This is a genomic window from Streptomyces sp. NPDC007901, assembly GCF_042959465.1.
Lineage (GTDB): Bacteria > Actinomycetota > Actinomycetes > Streptomycetales > Streptomycetaceae > Streptomyces.
The window spans coordinates 1-19,483 of the sequence record NZ_JBIBKW010000019.1; the positions used below are offsets into that span (position 1 = coordinate 1).

General features: G+C 70.5%; 18 protein-coding genes, 1 rRNA gene, 1 pseudogene and 1 riboswitch. Of the genes and pseudogenes, 15 read left to right on the top strand and 5 right to left on the bottom strand.

Annotated features, from left to right (window positions below; translation table 11 throughout):
* The 11 genes from rrf to ACFZDK_RS41735 form a co-directional block, all read left to right on the top strand.
* A 5S ribosomal RNA gene (gene rrf, locus ACFZDK_RS41685) occupies nt 1-95 on the top strand; the annotation flags it as partial.
* Between the two features lie 112 nt (nt 96-207).
* The gene (locus ACFZDK_RS41690) at nt 208-816 is read left to right on the top strand and encodes a CDP-alcohol phosphatidyltransferase family protein (RefSeq protein ID WP_390980709.1); all 609 of its coding nucleotides are present in this window, start codon (nt 208-210) and stop codon (nt 814-816) included.
* Nucleotides 817-942: 126 nt separating this feature from the next.
* The gene (locus ACFZDK_RS41695; RefSeq protein ID WP_390980711.1) at nt 943-3,438 is read left to right on the top strand and encodes a sugar phosphate nucleotidyltransferase; all 2,496 of its coding nucleotides are present in this window, start codon (nt 943-945) and stop codon (nt 3,436-3,438) included.
* A gap of 106 nt (nt 3,439-3,544) precedes the next feature.
* Complete coding sequence (locus tag ACFZDK_RS41700) at nt 3,545-4,456, top strand: DUF881 domain-containing protein (RefSeq protein WP_390980713.1); 912 nt, start codon at nt 3,545-3,547, stop codon at nt 4,454-4,456.
* Nucleotides 4,453-4,785 carry a small basic family protein gene (locus ACFZDK_RS41705; RefSeq protein WP_046727248.1) on the top strand — a complete coding sequence of 111 codons (333 nt, stop codon included), beginning with the start codon at nt 4,453-4,455 and terminating at the stop codon, nt 4,783-4,785. The genes ACFZDK_RS41700 and ACFZDK_RS41705 overlap by 4 nt, the downstream gene beginning before the upstream one ends.
* A gap of 5 nt (nt 4,786-4,790) precedes the next feature.
* Complete coding sequence (locus tag ACFZDK_RS41710; protein ID WP_390980715.1) at nt 4,791-5,627, top strand: DUF881 domain-containing protein; 837 nt, start codon at nt 4,791-4,793, stop codon at nt 5,625-5,627.
* A gap of 190 nt (nt 5,628-5,817) precedes the next feature.
* Complete coding sequence (locus tag ACFZDK_RS41715; RefSeq protein ID WP_390980717.1) at nt 5,818-6,648, top strand: FHA domain-containing protein; 831 nt, start codon at nt 5,818-5,820, stop codon at nt 6,646-6,648.
* A 41-nt stretch (nt 6,649-6,689) separates the two neighbouring features.
* Nucleotides 6,690-7,427 carry a MerR family transcriptional regulator gene (locus ACFZDK_RS41720; protein WP_390980719.1) on the top strand — a complete coding sequence of 246 codons (738 nt, stop codon included), beginning with the start codon at nt 6,690-6,692 and terminating at the stop codon, nt 7,425-7,427.
* A 91-nt stretch (nt 7,428-7,518) separates the two neighbouring features.
* Complete coding sequence (locus tag ACFZDK_RS41725; protein WP_026253112.1) at nt 7,519-7,992, top strand: bifunctional nuclease family protein; 474 nt, start codon at nt 7,519-7,521, stop codon at nt 7,990-7,992.
* A gap of 268 nt (nt 7,993-8,260) precedes the next feature.
* Nucleotides 8,261-8,905 (top strand): MerR family transcriptional regulator, encoded by a 645-nt coding sequence (locus tag ACFZDK_RS41730; protein WP_390980722.1) that lies wholly within the window; start codon nt 8,261-8,263, stop codon nt 8,903-8,905.
* Nucleotides 8,906-9,006: 101 nt separating this feature from the next.
* Complete coding sequence (locus ACFZDK_RS41735; protein WP_390980724.1) at nt 9,007-10,383, top strand: DNA polymerase IV; 1,377 nt, start codon at nt 9,007-9,009, stop codon at nt 10,381-10,383.
* Between the two features lie 141 nt (nt 10,384-10,524).
* Here ACFZDK_RS41735 and ACFZDK_RS41740 read toward each other — a convergent pair whose 3' ends face one another.
* Nucleotides 10,525-10,905: a PRC-barrel domain-containing protein gene (locus ACFZDK_RS41740; protein WP_390980726.1), complete on the bottom strand. Its 381-nt coding sequence runs from the start codon at nt 10,903-10,905 to the stop codon at nt 10,525-10,527.
* A 114-nt stretch (nt 10,906-11,019) separates the two neighbouring features.
* Nucleotides 11,020-11,114: riboswitch (glycine riboswitch) on the top strand.
* Between the two features lie 175 nt (nt 11,115-11,289).
* On the opposite strand from ACFZDK_RS41740, the gene gcvP reads away from it, so the two are divergent.
* Nucleotides 11,290-14,175 carry an aminomethyl-transferring glycine dehydrogenase gene (gene gcvP / locus ACFZDK_RS41745; protein ID WP_390980728.1) on the top strand — a complete coding sequence of 962 codons (2,886 nt, stop codon included), beginning with the start codon at nt 11,290-11,292 and terminating at the stop codon, nt 14,173-14,175.
* A gap of 54 nt (nt 14,176-14,229) precedes the next feature.
* Here gcvP and ACFZDK_RS41750 read toward each other — a convergent pair whose 3' ends face one another.
* Genes ACFZDK_RS41750 through modA form a run of 3 tightly spaced genes read right to left on the bottom strand, consistent with a single transcriptional unit; the run spans nt 14,230 to nt 17,175 of the window.
* Nucleotides 14,230-15,444 carry an ATP-binding cassette domain-containing protein gene (locus ACFZDK_RS41750; protein WP_390980730.1) on the bottom strand — a complete coding sequence of 405 codons (1,215 nt, stop codon included), beginning with the start codon at nt 15,442-15,444 and terminating at the stop codon, nt 14,230-14,232.
* Between the two features lie 55 nt (nt 15,445-15,499).
* Nucleotides 15,500-16,348, bottom strand: a complete 849-nt coding sequence (locus ACFZDK_RS41755; protein ID WP_390980732.1) for an ABC transporter permease — start codon at nt 16,346-16,348, stop codon at nt 15,500-15,502.
* Entirely contained in the window at nt 16,345-17,175 is an 831-nt protein-coding gene (modA, locus tag ACFZDK_RS41760; protein ID WP_390980734.1) for a molybdate ABC transporter substrate-binding protein, read from the bottom strand. The genes ACFZDK_RS41755 and modA overlap by 4 nt, the downstream gene beginning before the upstream one ends.
* A 204-nt stretch (nt 17,176-17,379) precedes the next feature.
* On the opposite strand from modA, the pseudogene ACFZDK_RS41765 reads away from it, so the two are divergent.
* The 3 genes and pseudogenes from ACFZDK_RS41765 to ACFZDK_RS41775 form a co-directional block, all read left to right on the top strand.
* Nucleotides 17,380-17,820, top strand: a pseudogene (locus tag ACFZDK_RS41765) (molybdopterin-dependent oxidoreductase); the annotation flags it as partial.
* 53 nt (nt 17,821-17,873) lie between these two features.
* Entirely contained in the window at nt 17,874-18,407 is a 534-nt protein-coding gene (locus tag ACFZDK_RS41770) for a hypothetical protein (protein WP_390980736.1), read from the top strand.
* A gap of 346 nt (nt 18,408-18,753) precedes the next feature.
* Nucleotides 18,754-19,017: a helix-turn-helix domain-containing protein gene (locus ACFZDK_RS41775; protein ID WP_390980738.1), complete on the top strand. Its 264-nt coding sequence runs from the start codon at nt 18,754-18,756 to the stop codon at nt 19,015-19,017.
* Nucleotides 19,018-19,047: 30 nt separating this feature from the next.
* Here ACFZDK_RS41775 and ACFZDK_RS41780 read toward each other — a convergent pair whose 3' ends face one another.
* The gene (locus ACFZDK_RS41780; protein WP_355714591.1) at nt 19,048-19,443 is read right to left on the bottom strand and encodes a helix-turn-helix transcriptional regulator; all 396 of its coding nucleotides are present in this window, start codon (nt 19,441-19,443) and stop codon (nt 19,048-19,050) included.
* Nucleotides 19,444-19,483 lie beyond the last annotated feature (40 nt).

The following is a 19,483-nucleotide window of genomic DNA, read 5'->3' on the forward strand; positions in this document are numbered from 1 at the left end:
AAACGCCCGGTTACATTCCGAACCCGGAAGCTAAGCCTTACAGCGCCGATGGTACTGCAGGGGGGACCCTGTGGGAGAGTAGGACACCGCCGAACTCCTTTTAGAGCTCTGGCTCTTGGGCAACAAGCCCAAGAGCCAGAGCTTTTTTGCGTTGAGGTAGGGTCAGGGAGCAAAGTTGGCTCGTTTCCCACCACAGGAGGCCCCCGGGTGGAGGTCCAGGAGACGCGTGTCCAGACGGACCGGGTCCTCACCATCCCGAACATCCTCAGCATGGCGCGCCTGGTCGGCGTACCCGTCTTCCTGTGGTTGATCCTCAGGCCCGAGTTCGGCGGGCCGAAGAGCGACGGCTGGGCCCTGCTGGTGCTCCTCTTCAGCGGCGTCAGTGACTACCTGGACGGCAAGCTCGCCCGGCGCTGGAACCAGATCAGCAGCCTGGGCCGGATCCTCGACCCCGCCGCGGACCGGCTCTATGTGCTGTCGACGCTGGTCGGACTCACCTGGCGGGAGATTCTGCCGCTCTGGTTGACGGCAGCGCTCCTGCTGCGCGAACTGATGCTGTTGGTGATGGTGGGGATCCTCCGCCGGCACGGCTATCCGCCGCCGCAGGTGAACTTCCTTGGCAAGGCCGCCACGTTCAATCTGATGTACGCGTTCCCGCTCCTGCTGCTGAGTGACGGAAGCGGCTGGATCTCGTCACTCGCTGCTATTTTCGGATGGGCGTTCGCCGGATGGGGTACAACGCTGTATTGGTGGGCAGGAGTGCTCTACGTGGTGCAGGTCCGTCGCCTGGTTCGCGCGGACGCCACAGCCGATTGAGCTCGGCGATTGTCCGGACGTAGTGGCCCTCGATTGCTCTCGATGGCCCGCGGCGGAAAAGTGCGGGACAATCTGGACGGGTGAAGTCGGCTAGACCGTCGTCTCTTAGAGGAGGACGCTTCCGACATGAAGGCCGTCGTGATGGCCGGTGGTGAAGGCACACGCCTTCGCCCCATGACCTCAAGCATGCCCAAGCCGCTCCTTCCGGTGGTGAACCGCCCGATCATGGAGCACGTGCTACGGCTGCTCAAAAGGCATGGGCTCACCGAGACCGTTGTCACCGTTCAGTTCCTGGCATCACTGGTCAAGAACTACTTCGGGGACGGCGAGGAGCTCGGCATGGAGCTCACCTATGCCAACGAGGAGAAGCCACTCGGTACTGCCGGAAGCGTCAAGAACGCCGAAGAGGCGTTGAAGGACGATGCTTTCCTCGTCATCTCCGGCGATGCGCTGACCGACTTCGACCTCACCGAACTGATCAACTTCCACAAGGCGAAGGGCGCGCTCGTCACGGTCTGCCTGACGCGTGTGCCCAATCCCCTGGAATTCGGCATCACCATCGTCGACGAAGAGGGGAAGGTCGAGCGGTTCCTCGAGAAGCCGACCTGGGGGCAGGTCTTCTCCGACACGGTGAACACGGGCATCTATGTCATGGAGCCCGAGGTGTTCGACTATGTCGAGGCCGATGTTCCGGTCGACTGGTCCGGCGACGTCTTCCCGCAATTGATGAAGGAAGGCAAGCCGGTCTACGGCTATGTCGCCGAAGGCTACTGGGAGGACGTCGGTACCCACGAGTCGTATGTGAAGGCACAGGCCGATGTCCTGGAGGGCAAGGTCGACGTCGACATCGACGGCTTCGAGATATCCCCGGGCGTGTGGGTGGCCGAGGGCGCCGAGGTGCATGCGGACGCCGTGCTGCGCGGGCCGTTGTACATCGGCGACTACGCGAAGGTCGAGGCCGGCGCGGAAATCCGCGAGCACACCGTCGTCGGGTCCAATGTCGTCGTGAAGAGCGGCGCCTTCCTGCACCGGGCCGTCGTCCACGACAACGTGTACGTCGGGCAGCACAGCAACCTGCGGGGCTGTGTCGTCGGGAAGAACACCGACATCATGCGGGCCGCCCGGATCGAGGACGGCGCCGTCATCGGTGACGAGTGCCTGATCGGTGAAGAATCGATCGTTCAGGGCAATGTCCGGGTCTATCCCTTCAAGACCATCGAGGCCGGCGCGTTCGTCAACACGTCGGTGATCTGGGAGTCCCGCGGGCAGGCGCATCTGTTCGGTGCCCGGGGTGTGTCCGGGATCCTGAACGTCGAGATCACGCCGGAGCTGGCGGTGCGGCTGGCCGGTGCGTACGCGACCACGCTGAAGAAGGGCTCGACCGTCACGACGGCCCGTGACCACTCCCGTGGTGCCCGTGCGCTCAAGCGGGCGGTCATCTCCGCGCTCCAGGCCAGCGCGATCGACGTACGCGACCTGGAGAACGTGCCGTTGCCCGTGGCCCGGCAGCAGACCGCTCGGGGCAGCGCCGGCGGCATCATGATCCGGACCTCGCCGGGGGTGCCGGACTCCGTCGACATCATGTTCTTCGACGGGCAGGGCGCGGACCTCTCGCAGGCCAGCCAGCGCAAGCTGGACCGGATCTTCGCGCGGCAGGAGTACCGGCGCGCGTTCCCCGGCGAGATCGGCGACCTGTACTTCCCGGCCAGCGTCTTCGACTCCTACACCGGGTCGCTGCTGCGGAACGTCGACACGACCGGGATCGCCGATTCGGGCCTCAAGGTCGTCGTGGACGCCTCCAACGGCAGTGCCGGGCTCGTCCTGCCCAGCCTGCTGGGCAAGCTCGGGGTGGACTCGCTGACCGTCAACCCCGGTCTGAACGAGGCGAGGCCCACGGAGACGGCCGATCAGCGGCGATCCGGTCTGGTGCGCCTCGGCGAGATCGTGGCGTCCTCCCGGGCCGCCTTCGGCGTGCGGTTCGACCCGGTCGGCGAGCGGCTCTCGCTCGTCGACGAGAAGGGCCGCATCATCGAGGACGACCGGGCGCTGCTGGTGATGCTCGACCTGGTCGCCGCCGAGCGGCGCAGCGGCCGTGTGGCGCTTCCGGTCACCACGACCCGGATCGCCGAGCAGGTGGCCGCGTACCACGGCACCCAGGTGGAGTGGACGACCACCTCGCCCGACGACCTCACCCGCGTCGGGCGTGAGGAGGGCAGCATCTTCGGCGGTGACGGAAAGGGCGGTTTCATCGTCCCCGAGTTCAGCAGTGTGTACGACGGTACGGCGGCCTTCGTACGGCTCATCGGTCTGGTGGCGCGGACGCAGCTCACGCTCAGCCAGATCGACGCGAGGATCCCGCGGGCGCATGTCCTCAAGAAGGACCTGGCGACTCCCTGGGCTGTCAAGGGCCTGGTCATGAGGCGTGTCGTCGAGGCGGCCGGTGAGCGCTTCGTCGACACGACCGACGGAGTGAGGGTCGTGGAGACCGATGGGCGCTGGGTGATGGTGCTGCCCGACCCGGCGGAGGCGGTCACCCATCTGTGGGCGGAAGGGCCCGACGACGCCTCCGCGCAGGCGCTGTTGGACGAATGGTCGGCGATCGTGGACAGCGCCGGACGGTAAAACCGCTGCACGCGTGCGTGCCGGACAAGTGTCCCCCAGGGGGCCGGTCCGGCACGCCGGTGGGGCCATTCGGAGGTACCGGTCGCAACGTGCGACGATGTGCGGCATGCCGCAGCAACCCCCCGTTCGGAGCAGCGCCTCCCGGCCGTCGCGCCCGGACGCCTCCATGTCGTTGATCACCAACGTCATGGACCACAGCCTGGACGACGGGTACGCCGAGGCGGCCGCGCGCAAGCGGGCGCGGGGCGAGGACAGCGGCATGCCGAAGACCCTCCGGGCCAGGCTGGGCCTCGCCGGCGGTCTGGTGCTGGCGGCGCTCGTGGTGACCGTGGGAGCGGCGCAGGCGCGGGTCACGGCACCCGTCGTGGCCAAGGAGCGCCAGGAGCTCATCGACCGCATCGACCGCGAGACGGCGAGCGCCGACAAGCTGGAGACCAGCGTCGACAAGCTGCGTGACGACGTCAGCGCCCGCCAGCGCGCGGCACTGAAGGAGAGCGGCGGCAGCGGCCAGGCGGATCTGATGGGCATCCTGTCCGGCGCCACCGCGGTGCACGGCCCCGGGGTGAAGCTGGTCGTGAACGACGCCAAGGAGGCGTCCTCCGGCGGTGGCGGCACCAACCCTCGCGAGACCTCCGGTTTCTCCGACACGGGAAGGGTCCGTGACCACGACATGCAGCGCGTCGTGAACGGGCTGTGGGCCTCGGGCGCCGAGGCGATCTCCATCAACGGGCAGCGGCTGACGGCCCTGTCCGCGATCAGGGCCGCGGGAGACGCGATACTGGTCGACAACAGACCGCTGGTACCGCCGTACACGGTGCTGGCGGTGGGGGACGGGGAGAGGCTCGGCTCCAGGTTCCAGGACAGCCCGGACGGGCTCTACCTGCACGCTCTGGAGCAGAACTTCGACATCAGGGCGACGATCTCCACGGAGAGCGACGTCCGGCTGCCCGCCGCACCGAGTGTGATCGTACGTACGGCAGAGCCGTACACGGAGAAGACTGAGAAGGGCACATCGTGATCGCCGTACTTGGCCTCGTCGTGGGCGTCGTGGCCGGACTGTTGGTCCGTCCTGAGGTTCCGGCGGTCGTCGAGCCGTATCTGCCGATCGCCGTCGTCGCGGCGCTCGACGCCGTCTTCGGCGGGTTGCGGGCCATGCTCGACGGGATCTTCGACGACAAGGTATTCGTGGTGTCGTTCCTGTCGAACGTGGTGGTGGCCGCGCTGATCGTCTTCCTGGGCGACAAGTTGGGTGTGGGCTCGCAGCTGTCCACGGGGGTCGTCGTGGTCCTCGGTATCCGTATCTTCTCCAACGCCGCGGCGATCCGGCGACACGTCTTCCGGGCGTGAGCGGCATGAGCGAGCACGACGAGCGGCCGGAGAACGGGCTGCGCAGAGAACTTCCCGCCGAGGTGGCACCCGCGGCGCCGAACCCCGATGCCGCCGCCGAGGCGAAGCCGGACGCCGGGCTCACCGGCCGGCGCCGGCTGGTCCAGGGGCTGTGGCCGCCGCGGGTCAGCCGCGCGCAACTGATCGTCGCCGTGCTGCTGTTCGGGCTCGGATTCGGGCTCGCCGTGCAGGTGGCGTCGAACAGTGACAGCGACAGCGCGCTGCGCGGGGCCCGTCAGGAGGATCTTGTCCGCATTCTCGATGAACTGGATTCCCGTACTCAGCGTCTTGAGGACGAGAAGACAGGACTCGAGAAGCAGCGCCAGGAGTTGCAGAGCAGCTCCGACCAGGCGGCGGAGGCACGGAAGCAGACGGCCGAGAAGGAGAGGCAACTCGGCATTCTGGCGGGCACCGTCGCGGCGCAGGGTCCTGGCATCACGATGACGGTCGACGACCCGAAGGGCACGGTGCAGGCGGACATGCTGCTCGACGCGATCCAGGAACTGCGCGCGGCCGGCGCGGAGGCGATCCAGGTCAACGGGGTGCGAGTGATCGCCGGCACCTACCTCACCGACTCCGGGAAGAGTGTGAGCGTCGACGGGAACAAGATCACCCAACCGTTCGTTTTCAAGGTGATCGGCAAGCCGCAGGATCTCGAACCGGCTCTCAACATCCCCGGAGGCGTGGTGCAGACCCTCGAGAAGGAACAGGCGACTGTGAGCGTCGAGCGGTCGGCCAAGATCGTCGTGGATGCCTTGCGACCGGCGAAGCAGCCTGACTACGCTCGGTCGTCCTCACAGTGAACCGGCGGTGCATGGGGGACATCGGGCGGGGGCATGAGGATGCGGGGGGTCGGCGCACCGGGGAGCCGGTGCGTGGTGGAAACTGTCTGGTGGATACGGACGTTGTGTGGTTGTCCGGGTCGGCCGGTTTATTCAGTCAGGGTTCGTCCTGCCCCACGGGCGGGTCTGTTTCGGTCAAGGGGAATCGCCCGTGAAGTTGTTTGCGAAGTTGTTCGGCAAGAGCGCGCGAGAGGGTAGCGACAACGCGACCGCTCGCCATCGGGCACAGCCCGACGCGGAGGGCCAGCGCCCGCTGTTCCGGGACCAGGTGGCTGGTCCGGGGGGTGACATTTCGGGAGGTCAGGGCGCGCCGTCAGTTGACCCGTCCCAGTCCGGCGGCATAGGTTTCGGGCAACCGTCAACCTCAGGTGCGGGTGGAGGGTTTGCCTCCGACCCGTACGCGTCCAACGCCCCGGCGGGGCAGCCGCGGCAGGAGGATCCGTCCATGTCGGCCCTGGTTTGTACGAGGTGCGGTAACCGCAACGCGGAGAACGCCCGCTTCTGTTCCAACTGCGGTGCCCCGCTGCGCGCGGGTGCCGTCCCCGAGCGGGCGTCGGAGACGACGTCCACGATCTCGATTTCCGGCCTGGAGGCCTACGACGCCGAGGTCACCGGGCAGACCCAGATGCCGTCGCTCTCGCCCGAGGCGCAGGCCGCGGTCGACGCGCTGCCGCTGGGCTCTGCGCTGCTGGTCGTGCGCCGCGGTCCCAACTCGGGCAGCCGCTTCCTGCTGGACAGCGACCTGACCACGGCCGGCCGCCACCCGCAGAGCGACATCTTCCTGGACGACGTGACGGTCTCTCGTCGCCACGTGGAGTTCCGCCGCCAGCCGGACGGCTCGTTCACGGTGGCCGACGTGGGCAGCCTCAACGGCACGTACGTCAACCGGGAGCGCATCGACCAGGTCGCTCTGTCGAACGGCGACGAGGTCCAGATCGGTAAGTACCGGCTGGTCTTCTACGCGAGCCGGCAGGGCATCTGACCCTCCGGACCTCGTCCGGGGGATCCCAGGGAAGAAGGCCCATGCTGCACACGCCGAGCGGCGGTACCGGTCACGGCACCGCCGCCACGGAAACCGGGCTGATGAGTATCGGCACGGTGCTGAACGTGCTGCGCGACGAGTTCCCCGAAGTCACCATCTCCAAGATCCGCTTCCTGGAGTCGGAGGGGCTGATCGAGCCGCGCCGGACCCCTTCCGGGTACCGGAAGTTCAGCGCCAAGGACGTGGAACGCCTCGGACACGTCCTGCGGATGCAGCGGGACCACTATCTGCCGCTCAAGGTCATCCGGGAGCACCTGGACGCCATGGAGCGCGGTGAGGCCGCCCCGCTGCCCGTCGTGGGGCGGCAGCGGGACGGCGAGGCCGTGCCGATGGTTCCCGAGGTGCCGACGGTGGCGCGGATCGGGCGGGACGAGCTGCTCGCTGCCGCGGAGATCTCCGAGAGCTGTCTGGAGGAGTGGGAGTCGTACGGGCTGATCGCTCCCCTGGAGGACGGCGTGTACGACGCCGAGACGGTCACCGTGGCCGTGCTCGTCGCGGAGCTGGGCCGGTTCGGGATCGAACCGCGCCATCTGCGGGTGATGAAGGCCGCCGCCGACCGCGAGGCCGGGCTGGTGGACCAGGTGGTGGCGCCGCTCAAACGCCACCGCAACCCGCAGACCAGGGCCCATGCCGAGGCCCGCACGAAGGAGCTGGCGGCGCTCACGGTGAAGCTGCACGCCGCACTGGTGCAGACCGCACTCGGGGTGCGGCTGCCGTGAGTACCACGACAGGACCCGGGCTGAGGCCGGATCGGGCGCGCGTTCCGGGCCCGACTACCCAAACGTCCCGGGCACGGCCTAGGGTTGCTGTGTGAACGAGCTCGATGTCGTAGGTGTCCGGGTGGAAATGCCCTCCAACCAACCGATCGTGCTCCTGCGCGAAGTGGGAGGCGACCGTTACCTCCCCATCTGGATCGGGCCGGGGGAGGCGACGGCGATCGCCTTCGCCCAGCAGGGCATGGCCCCCGCGCGACCGCTGACCCACGACCTGTTCAAGGACGTGCTGGAGGCCGTCGGTCAGGAACTCACCGAAGTACGCATCACGGACCTGCGTGAGGGCGTCTTCTACGCGGAGCTGGTGTTCGCCAGCGGCGTCGAGGTGAGCGCCCGTCCGTCCGACGCGATAGCGCTGGCGCTGCGCACCGGAACGCCGATCTACGGCAGTGACACGGTGCTGGACGACGCGGGCATCGCGATCCCGGACGAGCAGGAGGACGAGGTGGAGAAGTTCCGCGAGTTCCTCGACCAGATCTCGCCCGAGGACTTCGGCACCAGCAGTCAGTGAGGCACCGGGAGCGGCCCGTTACCTACCGGAAGGTCGGTGACGGGCCGGTTCGTGACCGGTCAAAGCCGCGATTCATGGGCAATTGCCAGCGGCCATTGAGAGCGTCCTACGGCTTCCCGCCAGAGCATTCGGCTAGCCTTTCCCCGCGGTGGGGCACGGGAAACCACTCCTAGGGTGATTATCACTCGGCGTGCCGAGTGTGGCGATCGTTGACGCACCCCTGGTGACTGCCTACCGTCGAGAAGGCAGGTCAAGGACGGAGGTCGGCGTGAGAAGCAGCGGCGACGGTACGGCTGGGGGTGCCCCGGGGCACGGTCTCGGGGAGATTGGTCCGTACCCGCTTCACAGCAACACCGCCGGTCAAGCTCCGCAGCGGCCGACGGCAGTGCCGAGCGGCGGAGGGGCGGCGTCCATGGCGACCGAGGAGATCGGCTACCGCGGGCCCACGGCCTGTGCGGCGGCCGGCATCACCTACCGGCAACTCGACTACTGGGCCCGCACCGGCCTGGTCGAGCCCAGCGTGCGGCCGGCCTACGGGTCGGGTACGCAGCGTCTGTACAGCTTCCGGGACGTCGTCGTCCTGAAGATCGTCAAGCGGTTCCTGGACACCGGGGTGTCGCTCCAGAACATCCGCACCGCGGTCCAGCACCTGAGGGAACGCGGTTTCCGGGACCTGGAGCGCATGACCCTCATGAGCGACGGTGCCACGGTCTACGAGTGCACCTCCCCGGACGAGGTGCACGCGCTGCTCCAGGGCGGTCAGGGCATCTTCGGGATCGCGGTCGGCGTGGTGTGGCGGGACGTGGAGAGCGCTCTCTCCCAGCTGCACGGCGAGCGCGTCGACACCGGCGAGACGCTCGTCGGGCACAACCCCGCGGACGAGCTGGCCCGGCGGCGCAACCGGGCGGTCTGAAAGCCTGGCCCGAAGGCCCTTGGGCCCTCCGAGCCCCTTGTGATGCCCCGGCACGGGTCCGTGCCGGGGCATTGTCAGTGGCGTGGTGCAGCATCGGAGATGTGAGAAACGCGCCCACGATCCTGCATCTCGACATGGATGCCTTCTTCGCCTCGGTGGAGCAGGCGTCCAAGCCGAGCCTGCGCGGGAAGGCCGTGGTCGTGGGCGGGCTCGGACCACGCGGTGTGGTGGCCACCGCGTCGTACGAGGCCCGGGTGTTCGGGGTGCACTCCGCGATGCCCATGGCCCAGGCGCGGCGGCTGACGCCGAACGCCGCGTATCTGGTGCCCCGCTTCGCCCTCTACCGGTCGATCAGCGAGCAGGTGATGGGACTGCTGCGCGAGCTGTCGCCGCTGGTGGAGCCCTTGAGCCTGGACGAGGCGTTCGTGGACCTGGAGGCCGGTGAGGCGGCCTCGGACGCGGCGTCGGCACGCCTGGCGGGGGAGAGGCTGCGCGCGGACATACGGGCCGTCACAGGGCTCTCCGGGTCGGTCGGCCTAGCCGCCTCCAAGATGCTGGCGAAGATCGCCTCCGAGCAGGCCAAGCCGGACGGTCTGGTGCTGATCGAGCCCGGCACCGAGCGGGCCATGCTGGGGCCGATGCCGGTGCGGACCCTGCCGGGGGTGGGGCCGGCGACGGGGGACCATCTGCGGCGGGCCGGGATCACCACGGTCGAGGAACTCGCCGAGGCGGGGGAGGACGAGCTGGTACGGCTGCTGGGCAAGGCCCACGGGCACGCGCTGTACGCGATGGCGCTCGCGCACGACGAGCGGCCGGTGGTCGCGGAGCGGGAGACCAAGTCGGTGTCGGTCGAGGACACGTACGACGTCGACATCCATGACCGGGTGCGGGTGGGTCTTGAGGTGCAGCGGCTGGCCGACCGGTGCGTGCGGCGGCTGCGGGGGGCCGGGCTGTCCGGACGGACGATCGTGCTGAAGGTGCGGCGGTACGACTTCTCGACGCTGACCCGGTCCGAGACGCTCCGGGGGCCCACCGATGATCCGGCGGTGGTGCGGGAAGCGGCCGCCCGGCTGCTGGACTCGGTGGACACGACGGGGGGTGTGCGGTTGCTGGGGGTGGGGGTGTCGGGGCTGGCCGACTACACGCAGGAGGATCTGTTCGCGCAGGCGGCGGCCGGGGAGGCGGGGGAGCCGGTGATGGAGGAGGACGTCGCGGAGCCGGTCGCCGAGCACGAGGCGGCGGCCGAGCGGCGGTGGCCCGCGGGGCACGATGTGCGGCATGCCGAGTACGGGCACGGATGGGTGCAGGGGAGCGGCCTGGGGCGGGTGACGGTGCGGTTCGAGACGCCGACGTCGGTGGGGCCGGGGAGGGTGCGGACGTTTCGGGTCGACGATCCTGCGCTGGAGCCTGCGGAGGCGTTGCCGTTGGTGGCGGGAGGGGGGAGACGGGGGGTTGCGGTGGACGGGGTTGGTGCGTGACCCGGGTGGGGGGCTGGGGCGGGTGTTTCGCTTACCGGCGCTGGCAGGGTGCCCCCCATGCCCACCCGTGCCGCCCTGGGGGCACCTCCCAGGCCCTTCAGGCACTGGGGGAGGCGCGCATGCCCGCAGCCGGGTCTGCTCCTACGCGTCCGCGTCCTCCGTGCCTGCCAGTTTGCCGAAGTGGTGGTCGGGGTGGGGTGGGGGTGGGGTGGTCGTGTCGAGGCCGTAGTGGTGGTAGAGCTGGAGTTCCTGTTCGGGGGAGAGATGGCGGCCGACTCCGAAGTCGGGGGCGTCTTTGATCAGGGCGCGGTCGAAGGGGACCTGGAGGGTGCCCTCGACCAGTTCGCTGGGCTCCAGGGGCACGAAGGCGTCCCGGGAGAACAGGCCGGTGCGTATGGCCGCCCACTCCGGCACACCCGTCGCGTCGTCGAGGTACACCTCGTCGATCGTGCCGATCTTCGTGCCGTTGCGGTCGAACGCCTTGCGGCCGATCAGGTTGCGCGGATCGATGTCGGTCTGCACGGGCCCTCCACTTGGTCGCAACTCATCCGTAAGCACTACAAAAGAGCACATTCAAGGAGGCGGCCACTCGAAGGCCCCGGTGTTGCCCTCGCTGGTAGGCTGACAAGTGGCTGCTGACCCCGTGCGGGAGAGTCCTCCGGACATTCCGGGGGCGCCGAAGGAGCAACTCCTCCCCGGAATCTCTCAGGCTCACGTACCGCACGGACGAGGTCACTCTGGAAAGCAGGGCGGATGTCGACACGTTCGCTCTCACCGACGGTGAAAGCCGGGAGTCCGCAGGGCGCCCGGTGAAGCTCTCAGGTTGAGATGACAGAGGGGGAGGCCGTCGGGGTACCCGCGCCGGGGTACCCCTCGAAGGTCGCTTCAGACCAGGAGGCCTCCGCAATGACCGTCCACCGCCCTTCGCTCTCCGAACTCGAACAGGGGATTCCGTTCGAGCAGCGTCATATCGGGCCCGACCAGGAGGCGCGGGCCAAGATGCTCGCGCAGGTCGGGTACGGCTCGCTGGACGAGCTGACGGCCGCCGCCGTGCCGGACGTGATCAAGAACGCCGACCGCCTGGAGCTGCCGGGCGCCCGCACCGAGGCCGAGGTACTGGCCGAGCTGCGTTCGCTGGCCGATCACAATCAGGTGCTCGGCTCCATGATCGGACTGGGGTACCACGGCACCTTCACGCCGCCCGTCATCCTGCGCAACGTGATGGAGAACCCCGCCTGGTACACGGCCTACACGCCGTACCAGCCGGAGATCTCCCAGGGCCGCCTGGAAGCGCTGCTGAACTTCCAGACCGTGGTCGCCGACCTCACCGGGCTGCCCACCTCCGGCGCCTCGCTGCTCGACGAGGGCACGGCCGCCGCCGAGGCCATGGCCCTGTCGCTGCGCATGGGCAAGAACAAGAAGGGCGTCTTCGTCATCGACGCGGACGCCCTCCCGCAGACCATCGCCGTGATCCAGACGCGCGCGGAGCCGACCGGTGTGGAGGTCGTGGTCGCCGACCTCACCGACGGCATTCCGGCGGACCTCGCCGCGCGGGAGATCAACGGTGTGCTCGTCCAGTACCCGGGCGCCTCCGGGGCCGTACGCGACATCAAGGCGCTCGTCGAGCAGGCGCACGGGCTGGGCGCCCTGGTCACCGTCGCCGCCGACCTGCTCGCGCTGACCCTGCTGACCTCGCCGGGCGAGCTGGGCGCCGACATCGCCGTCGGCACCACCCAGCGGTTCGGTGTGCCGATGGGCTTCGGCGGGCCGCACGCCGGGTACATGGCGGTCCGCGAGAAGTTCGCCCGCAGCCTGCCCGGGCGGCTCGTGGGCGTGTCCGTGGACGCGGACGGGAACAAGGCGTACCGGCTGGCGCTGCAGACCCGTGAGCAGCACATCCGCCGGGAAAAGGCCACCAGCAACATCTGCACCGCGCAGGTCCTGCTCGCCGTGATGGCCGGCATGTACGCCGTCTACCACGGGCCCGAGGGGCTGCGGGCGATCGCGCAGCGGACCCACCGGTACGCCACGATCCTCGCCGCGGGACTGAAGGCCGGCGGGGTCGAGATCGTGCACGGCGCCTACTTCGACACCCTCACCGCGCGTGTGCCCGGCAAGGCCGCCGAGACCGTCGCCGCCGCCCGCGCGGGCGGTGTCAACCTGCGGCTCGTCGACGCCGACCACGTCTCCATGGCCTGCGACGAGACCACCACCCGCGCCCAGCTGGGTGCCGTGTGGACGGCCTTCGGAGTCGAGGGCGACGTCGAGGCGCTGGACGCGGTCGCCGAGGACACCCTGCCGGAGGCGCTGCTGCGCAGCGACGACTACCTCACCCATCCCGTCTTCCAGCAGCACCGCTCCGAGACCGCGATGCTGCGCTACCTGCGCCGGCTCGCCGACCGGGACTACGCCCTGGACCGGGGCATGATCCCGCTCGGATCCTGCACCATGAAGCTCAACGCGACCACCGAGATGGAGCCGGTCACCTGGCCCGAGTTCGGTCAGCTGCACCCCTTCGCGCCCGCCGAGCAGGCCGAGGGCTATCTGACCCTCATCCGTGAGCTGGAGGACCGGCTCGCCGAGGTCACCGGGTACGACAAGGTCTCGCTGCAGCCCAACGCCGGGTCACAGGGCGAGCTGGCCGGGCTGCTCGCCGTACGCGCGTACCACCGCGCCAACGGCGACGCGCAGCGGACCGTGTGTCTGATTCCGTCGTCCGCCCATGGCACCAACGCCGCCAGTGCGGTGATGGCGGGCATGAAGGTCGTCGTCGTGAAGACCGCCGAGGACGGCGAGATCGACGTCGAGGACCTGCGGGCGAAGATCGAGCAGCACCGGGACGAGCTGGCGGTGCTGATGATCACGTACCCGTCCACCCACGGGGTGTTCGAGGAGCACGTCGCGGACATCTGCGCTCAGGTGCACGAGGCCGGCGGCCAGGTGTACGTCGACGGCGCCAACCTCAACGCGCTGGTCGGACTGGCCAAGCCGGGGCACTTCGGCGGAGACGTCTCGCACCTCAACCTGCACAAGACCTTCTGCATCCCGCACGGCGGCGGTGGGCCGGGCGTCGGTCCGGTCGCGGTGCGCGCGCACCTGGCGCCGTACCTGCCGAACCACCCGCTGCAGCCCGCCGCCGGGCCGGAGACGGGCGTCGGGCCCATCTCGGCCGCGCCGTGGGGCTCCGCGGGGATCCTGCCGATCTCCTGGGCCTACGTCCGGCTCATGGGCGGCGAGGGGCTGAAGCGGGCCACGCAGGTGGCCGTGCTCAGCGCCAACTACGTCGCCAAGCGGCTGGAGCCGCACTTCCCCGTGCTCTACACCGGGCCCGGCGGGCTGGTCGCGCACGAGTGCATCATCGATCTGCGGCCGCTGACCAAGGCGACCGGGGTGAGCGTCGACGACGTCGCCAAGCGGCTCATCGACTACGGCTTCCACGCGCCGACGATGTCCTTCCCCGTGGCCGGCACGCTGATGATCGAGCCGACCGAGTCCGAGGACCTCGGCGAGCTGGACCGGTTCTGCGAGGCGATGATCGCCATCCGCGCGGAGATCGACAAGGTCGGGGCCGGGCAGTGGGACGCCGACGACAACCCGCTGCGGGGCGCGCCGCACACCGCGGCCGCGCTGGGCGGGGAGTGGAAGCACGCGTACACCCGTGAGGAGGCCGTCTTCCCGGGCGGGGTGTCCGCCGCCGACAAGTACTGGCCGCCGGTGCGCCGGATCGACCAGGCCTTCGGTGACCGGAACCTGGTCTGCTCCTGCCCGCCGCTGGACGCGTACGAGGACTGAGTCGCAGTACGGACGAACCGAGGAGGCCCCGCTTCGGCGGGGCCTCCCGTGCGTCTACGCCGGGTACGCGTGCGTCTGGGTCGCCTTCACCGTCGCCCAGACCGGGGCGCCCGGATGCAGGTCCAGGTCGGCGGCGGCGACCGTGGTGAGGTCGGCGGCGAGGGGGAGCTCGCCGGTCAGGTCGGCGCGGATCTGGTCGCCGTGGGTCTCCAGGCCCGCGACCTCGCAGCGCCAGAGGTTGCGGGCGCTGGCGCCGGTCGGGCGGTCCCGGAAGAGGGTGACGGCGCTCGGCGGGAACGCGACGAAGACCTCACCGGTGAGGTCTTCGGTGGTGGTGATCGCGGGGCCCGGGTCCAGCTTGACCGTGTGGCCCTCGGCCCGGCCCCGGTAGAGGTTCAGGCCGACCAGGTGGGCGATGTAGTCGGTGCGCGGGTGGCGGGCGATGTCGGCGGGGGTGCCCTCCTGGACGACCCGGCCCTCCTCGATGACGACCAGCCGGTCGGCCAGCACCATGGCGTCCAGCGGGTCGTGCGTGACCAGGACGGCCACGGCCTCGAACTCGGCCAGATGACGGCGGAGTTGGGACCGTACGTCCAGGCGGGTGCGGGCGTCGAGGGCCGCGAGGGGCTCGTCCAGGAGGAGGAGGCGAGGGCGGGTGGCCAGGGCGCGGGCCAGGGCTACGCGCTGGGCCTGGCCGCCGGAGAGGCGGCGGGGTTTGACGCCGACGTGCTCGGTGAGGCCCATGCGGTCCAGCCATATGGCCGCCTGGGCGCGGGACTCGGCCTTTGTCGCGCCGTGGCAGCGGGGGCCGAAGGCGACGTTGTCGAGGGCCGTGAGGTGGGGGAAGAGGAGGTAGTCCTGGAAGACGACGCCCACCGGGCGGGATTCGGGGGGTGTGCGGTCCAGGTCCGTGCCGTCGAGGTGGAGATGGCCGGCGGTGAGGTCGGTGAGGCCGGCCAGGGCGCGCAGGGCGGTGGTCTTGCCGGCGCCGTTGGGGCCGAGGAGGGCGACGACCTCGCCGGGGGCGGCGGTGAGGGTGATGTCGAGGCGGAAGGCGGGGCGGGTGACGACGAGGTGGGCGTGCAGGCCGGTGTGATTCGGGTGCGGGTGCGGGTGCGGGTGCGTGGGGTTGGGGTTCCCACCCGCACCGCACGTGGGGGTATCAGGGGCGGGTGGTGGCCCCTGTGGGGGCTGCGCGCCGTCGGCGGCCGCGGGTAGTGCGCGGGAAGGACGTGCGCCGTCGGGAGCTTCGGGCTCGGGGGGTGTCATCGGGGGGATGTCCAGCGGGAGGTCGTCGAGGGTGCCGTCGTCCGGCGGATCGTGCTCATGATGCCGTCATCCACCGGTCCCGCAGCCCCGCGAGGACCGCGATCGACACGGTTAGCAGGACCAGGCTGAGGGCGATGGCCGCCTCGGGGTCGTTCTGGAGGGCGAGGTAGACGGCGAGGGGCATGGTCTGGGTGCGGCCGGGGAAGTTGCCGGCGAAGGTGATGGTGGCGCCGAACTCGCCGAGGGCGCGGGCCCAGGCGAGGACCGCGCCGGCCGCGATGCCGGGGGCGATGAGGGGGAGCGTGACCCGGCGGAACGCCGTGAAGCGGGAGGCGCCCAGGGTGGTGGCCGCCTCCTCGTAGCGGGGGTCGGCGGCCCGGAGGGTGCCCTCGACGCTGATCACCAGGAAGGGCATGGCCACGAAGGACTCGGCGACCACCACACCGGCCGTGGTGAAGGGGAGGGTGATGCCGAACCAGGCGTCCAGCCACTGGCCGACCACCCCGTTGCGGCCCAGGGCGAGCAGCAGGGCCACGCCGCCGACCACCGGGGGGAGGACCAGGGGGAGGGTGACCAGGGCGCGGACGAAGCCCCGGCCGGGGAACTCCGTGCGGGCCAGCAGCCAGGCCAGGGGGACGCCCAGCACCAGGCTCACGGCCGTCGCCGCCGTCGCGCTGAACAGGGAAAGCTGGAGGGCCTGCCAGACTTCCGTGCTGGTCAGCAGGGACGGGAGGCTGCTCCAGGGGGCCCGTACCAGCAGGGCGACCAGCGGCAGCAGCAGGAACGCCAGAGCTGCCGCTCCGGGGAGGAGGAGCGGCAGCGGCACGGACGTGCGGACGCGCCGGCGCCGCGGGCCGCCCGTGAGGGTGTCGGCCGCGGCGCCGGGCGCGTCGTACTTCGTCACGGCTTGAGGAAGCCGGCGTCGGTCAGGACCTGCCGGCCCTCGGCGGACTGGACGAGGGCGACGAACGCCTTGGCCACGGCCGGGTTCGGGGCGTCCTTGAGGAGGGTGATCGGGTAGTCGTTGATGGCGTTCGCGGACTCGGGGAACTCCACGCCCGCGACCTTGCTGCCCGCGGCCTTCACGTCGGTCTTGTAGACGACGGCCGCGTCGGCCTCCTTGAGGACCACCTTGTTGAGGGCGGACTTCACGTCCTCCTCGTAGGAGACCGGGGTCAGCTTGAGCTTGCTGGCGTCCAGGGCCTTCTGGGCGGCGGCGCCGCACGGCACCGCCTTGTCGCACAGCACGACCTTCAACGAGGAGTTGGTGAGGTCCTTCAGGGAGGAGATCTTGTCGGGGTTGCCCGGCAGGGTGGCGATCTCCAGCTGGTTGCGGACGAAGGTGGCCGGGGTGGTGGCGTTGTCCTTCTTGTCCGTCACGATCGCCATGGTCTTGGGGCTCGCGGAGGCGAAGACGTCGGCCGGCGCACCGCTGGTGATCTGCGCGGCGAGGGTGTCACTGCCGCCGAAGCTGAAGTTGACCGTGGTGCCGGGGTGGGCCTTCTCGAAGTCGGCCTTCAGCGTGGTGAAGCTCTCCTTGAGGGAGGCCGCGGCGAACACGGTGATCGAGCCCGACAGCTTGGGCGACGCGGACGACGAGGTGTCCGACTTCGTCGTCGCGGACGAGTCGTCGCCGGAGGACGAGCAGGCGCTCAGGGCCAGCAGGGCCGCGACCGAGGCACCGGCCAGCTGGAGCGTCCGCCGGGTCCGGCGGACGGAACGGGTCGTCACGAGTGAACTCCTCTGAATCCATGGGGAAAAGCTGTCGCGCCCTGCTGCGACCTGTGTATCAGCCGCCAGGCGATGATACTGCCGCATTTGCCAGGCGTAAGTCTTCTGTCACATCGCATGAGCTGCATACTTATGACGTGGGCCTGGCATGTGCGTTTGTACGGTGAGGCGCGGTGGGTACCGTCATCCCGGAGGTGGCCGCACATGACGCTCGGGGAACTCGCGCTCACCGGAGATCTGGCCCGGCCGGCCCGGCTCACCGTGCCCGACCTCCTGCGCCGGCCCCAGCACCGGGTGCGGGTCAGCTTCGAGTGCGCCACCAGCGGCACCCAGCACCACGGCTTCACCGGACCGCGGCTGTACGACGTCCTCACCGACGCCGGCCCCGGCTTCGACCCCGTCCGGCGCAAGGACCGGCTGCGCTTCCTCATCGCGGTCACCGGCGCCGACGGGCACCACGCCCTGCTCTCCTGGGCCGAGATCGACCCCGATTTCGCCCATGCCCCGGTTCTGCTGGGCGTCAGCATCGACGACACCTCGCTGGACCGGGCGGCCCCGCAACTGGTCCTGCCGCAGGACCGCTGCGGGGCCCGGCACATCAGCGGCATCACGGCGATTCGGGTGGACGGGGCCTACGGCGGCTGGCATCCAGTGCCCGCCGCACCCGGTCGCGCGTCAGCGGCAGCTCCGCGCACATCATGTTCCGGGCGATCACGGACACCGTGTATCTGCGCCAGTGGGGCGAGCTGAGCCGGCGGCAGGCGCTGCCGGAGAACGCGCGGGTACGGCTGAGCCGGCTGCTGGCCCAGGAGGCGAGCCCGGCGGAGGTCCTCGCGGCGGCCTTCGCGCATCTGGACCGGATCGCCGCGTATGTGTTCACGGCGTCGGGGCGGACCGTGGCGGCCACGCCGGCCGCGGCGGGCCTGCCTTCGCGGGAGGCGGCGGCGCTGGTCGCGGACGGGCGCGGGATGACCGTGTCCGTGGCCGCCGACAGCGTCTCGCCGTACGAGCGCCGGCTGCTGTACCTGCCCGACCCCGACGGAGCGCCGGCCGGGATGCTGCACGAGGTGGCCGCCGCGCTGGGGCGCTCTCAGGAGACGGTGGTCCGGCTCCGGGCGGCCGAGCACCAGGCGGCCGACGAACTGGGCGCGCTGCTGGCCGGGCCGGGGAGGCGGCGGTCGAGGCCGCGGTGCGGGAGTGCGGGCTGCCGGGCGAGGGGCCCTACCGGGTGATCGTCGCCGACACCGGGGCGCGCCGGCCGGGGCTCGCCGAGGGGGCGCTGACGGAGGTCGCCGGGCATGCGGCGGCGACGGCGGCGGTGGGCCGGCCGCCCGACGGAACGGCCTTCGCCGCGCTGCCGGCGGGCGGCCTCGGTGACGTCTGGGCGCTGGTCGCCGGCGGTGAGCCCGGCGTCCCGCTGCACGGCGGTACCGGTACCGCGGCGGCCGGGACCGCCGGCCTGACCGGCCGCCGGCGCAGGCGCGTTACGCGCTCGCCTCCGCCCGCACCACCGCCCCGGACGCCTCCGCCCTCACCGACGCGGCCGCGCTCACCAGCCTGGAGGCGCTGCTCACCGGGGTGCCGGCCGATGTCCGCGAGGCCTACCGCCGTACCGTCCTCGGCCCGCTCCTCACCGGCGAACGGGCCGCCACCGCGGCGCTGTTGAGCACCCTGGAGACCTTCCTGGCCTGCGACGGCTCCTGGGCGCGGACCGCCGACGCGCTGCATCTGCACGTCAACACCGTGCACTACCGGATGCAGCGGGTGGCGCACTTCACCGGGTGCGACCTGTCCCGGCTGAGCGACCGGCTGGACCTGTGGGCGGCGCTGCTGTGCCGCTGAGTCACCCCGGTCGGACCTGGCGCGAAACGGTCAGACCCGGTCGATGTGCACGTTCGTGGACTTCACCCGGGCGGTGGCCTCCATGCCGACCTCCAGGCCCAGTTCCTCCACGGCCTCCCGGGTCAGCAGGGAGACCAGGCGGTGCGGGCCGGCCTGGATCTCGACCTGGGCGGCGACGTCGCCGAGCTTGATCGCGGTGACGATGCCCGGGAAGGCGTTGCGGACCGAGGTGTAGGAGGCGTCCTCCTCGCCCGAGCCCGCCTTGGCCAGTTCGACGGAGAACGCGGCGAGGTCCGTGCCGTCGATGAGCCGCCGGCCGCCCTCGTCACGGTGGGTGGCCATCCGGCCCGCGTCGGCCCAGCGGCGGGCGGTGTCCGGGCTGACGCCGAGCAGCCGTGCCGCCTGGCCGATCGTGTAGGAGGGCATGCGCTCACGATAGGGCCAGGTGGCGGGGGAGCAGGACGTG

What these genes read in the sequence shown, in the direction of transcription:
- ACFZDK_RS41695 (WP_390980711.1), top strand. Translation starts at nt 943, where the DNA reads ATGAAGGCCGTCGTGATGGCCGGTGGTGAAGGCACACGCCTTCGCCCC.
- ACFZDK_RS41700 (WP_390980713.1), top strand. Translation starts at nt 3,545, where the DNA reads ATGCCGCAGCAACCCCCCGTTCGGAGCAGCGCCTCCCGGCCGTCGCGC.
- ACFZDK_RS41710 (WP_390980715.1), top strand. Translation starts at nt 4,791, where the DNA reads ATGAGCGAGCACGACGAGCGGCCGGAGAACGGGCTGCGCAGAGAACTT.
- ACFZDK_RS41720 (WP_390980719.1), top strand. Translation starts at nt 6,690, where the DNA reads ATGCTGCACACGCCGAGCGGCGGTACCGGTCACGGCACCGCCGCCACG.
- gcvP (WP_390980728.1), top strand. Translation starts at nt 11,290, where the DNA reads ATGACCGTCCACCGCCCTTCGCTCTCCGAACTCGAACAGGGGATTCCG.
- ACFZDK_RS41750 (WP_390980730.1), bottom strand. Translation starts at nt 15,444, where the DNA reads ATGACACCCCCCGAGCCCGAAGCTCCCGACGGCGCACGTCCTTCCCGC.
- ACFZDK_RS41770 (WP_390980736.1), top strand. Translation starts at nt 17,874, where the DNA reads ATGTTCCGGGCGATCACGGACACCGTGTATCTGCGCCAGTGGGGCGAG.
- ACFZDK_RS41780 (WP_355714591.1), bottom strand. Translation starts at nt 19,443, where the DNA reads ATGCCCTCCTACACGATCGGCCAGGCGGCACGGCTGCTCGGCGTCAGC.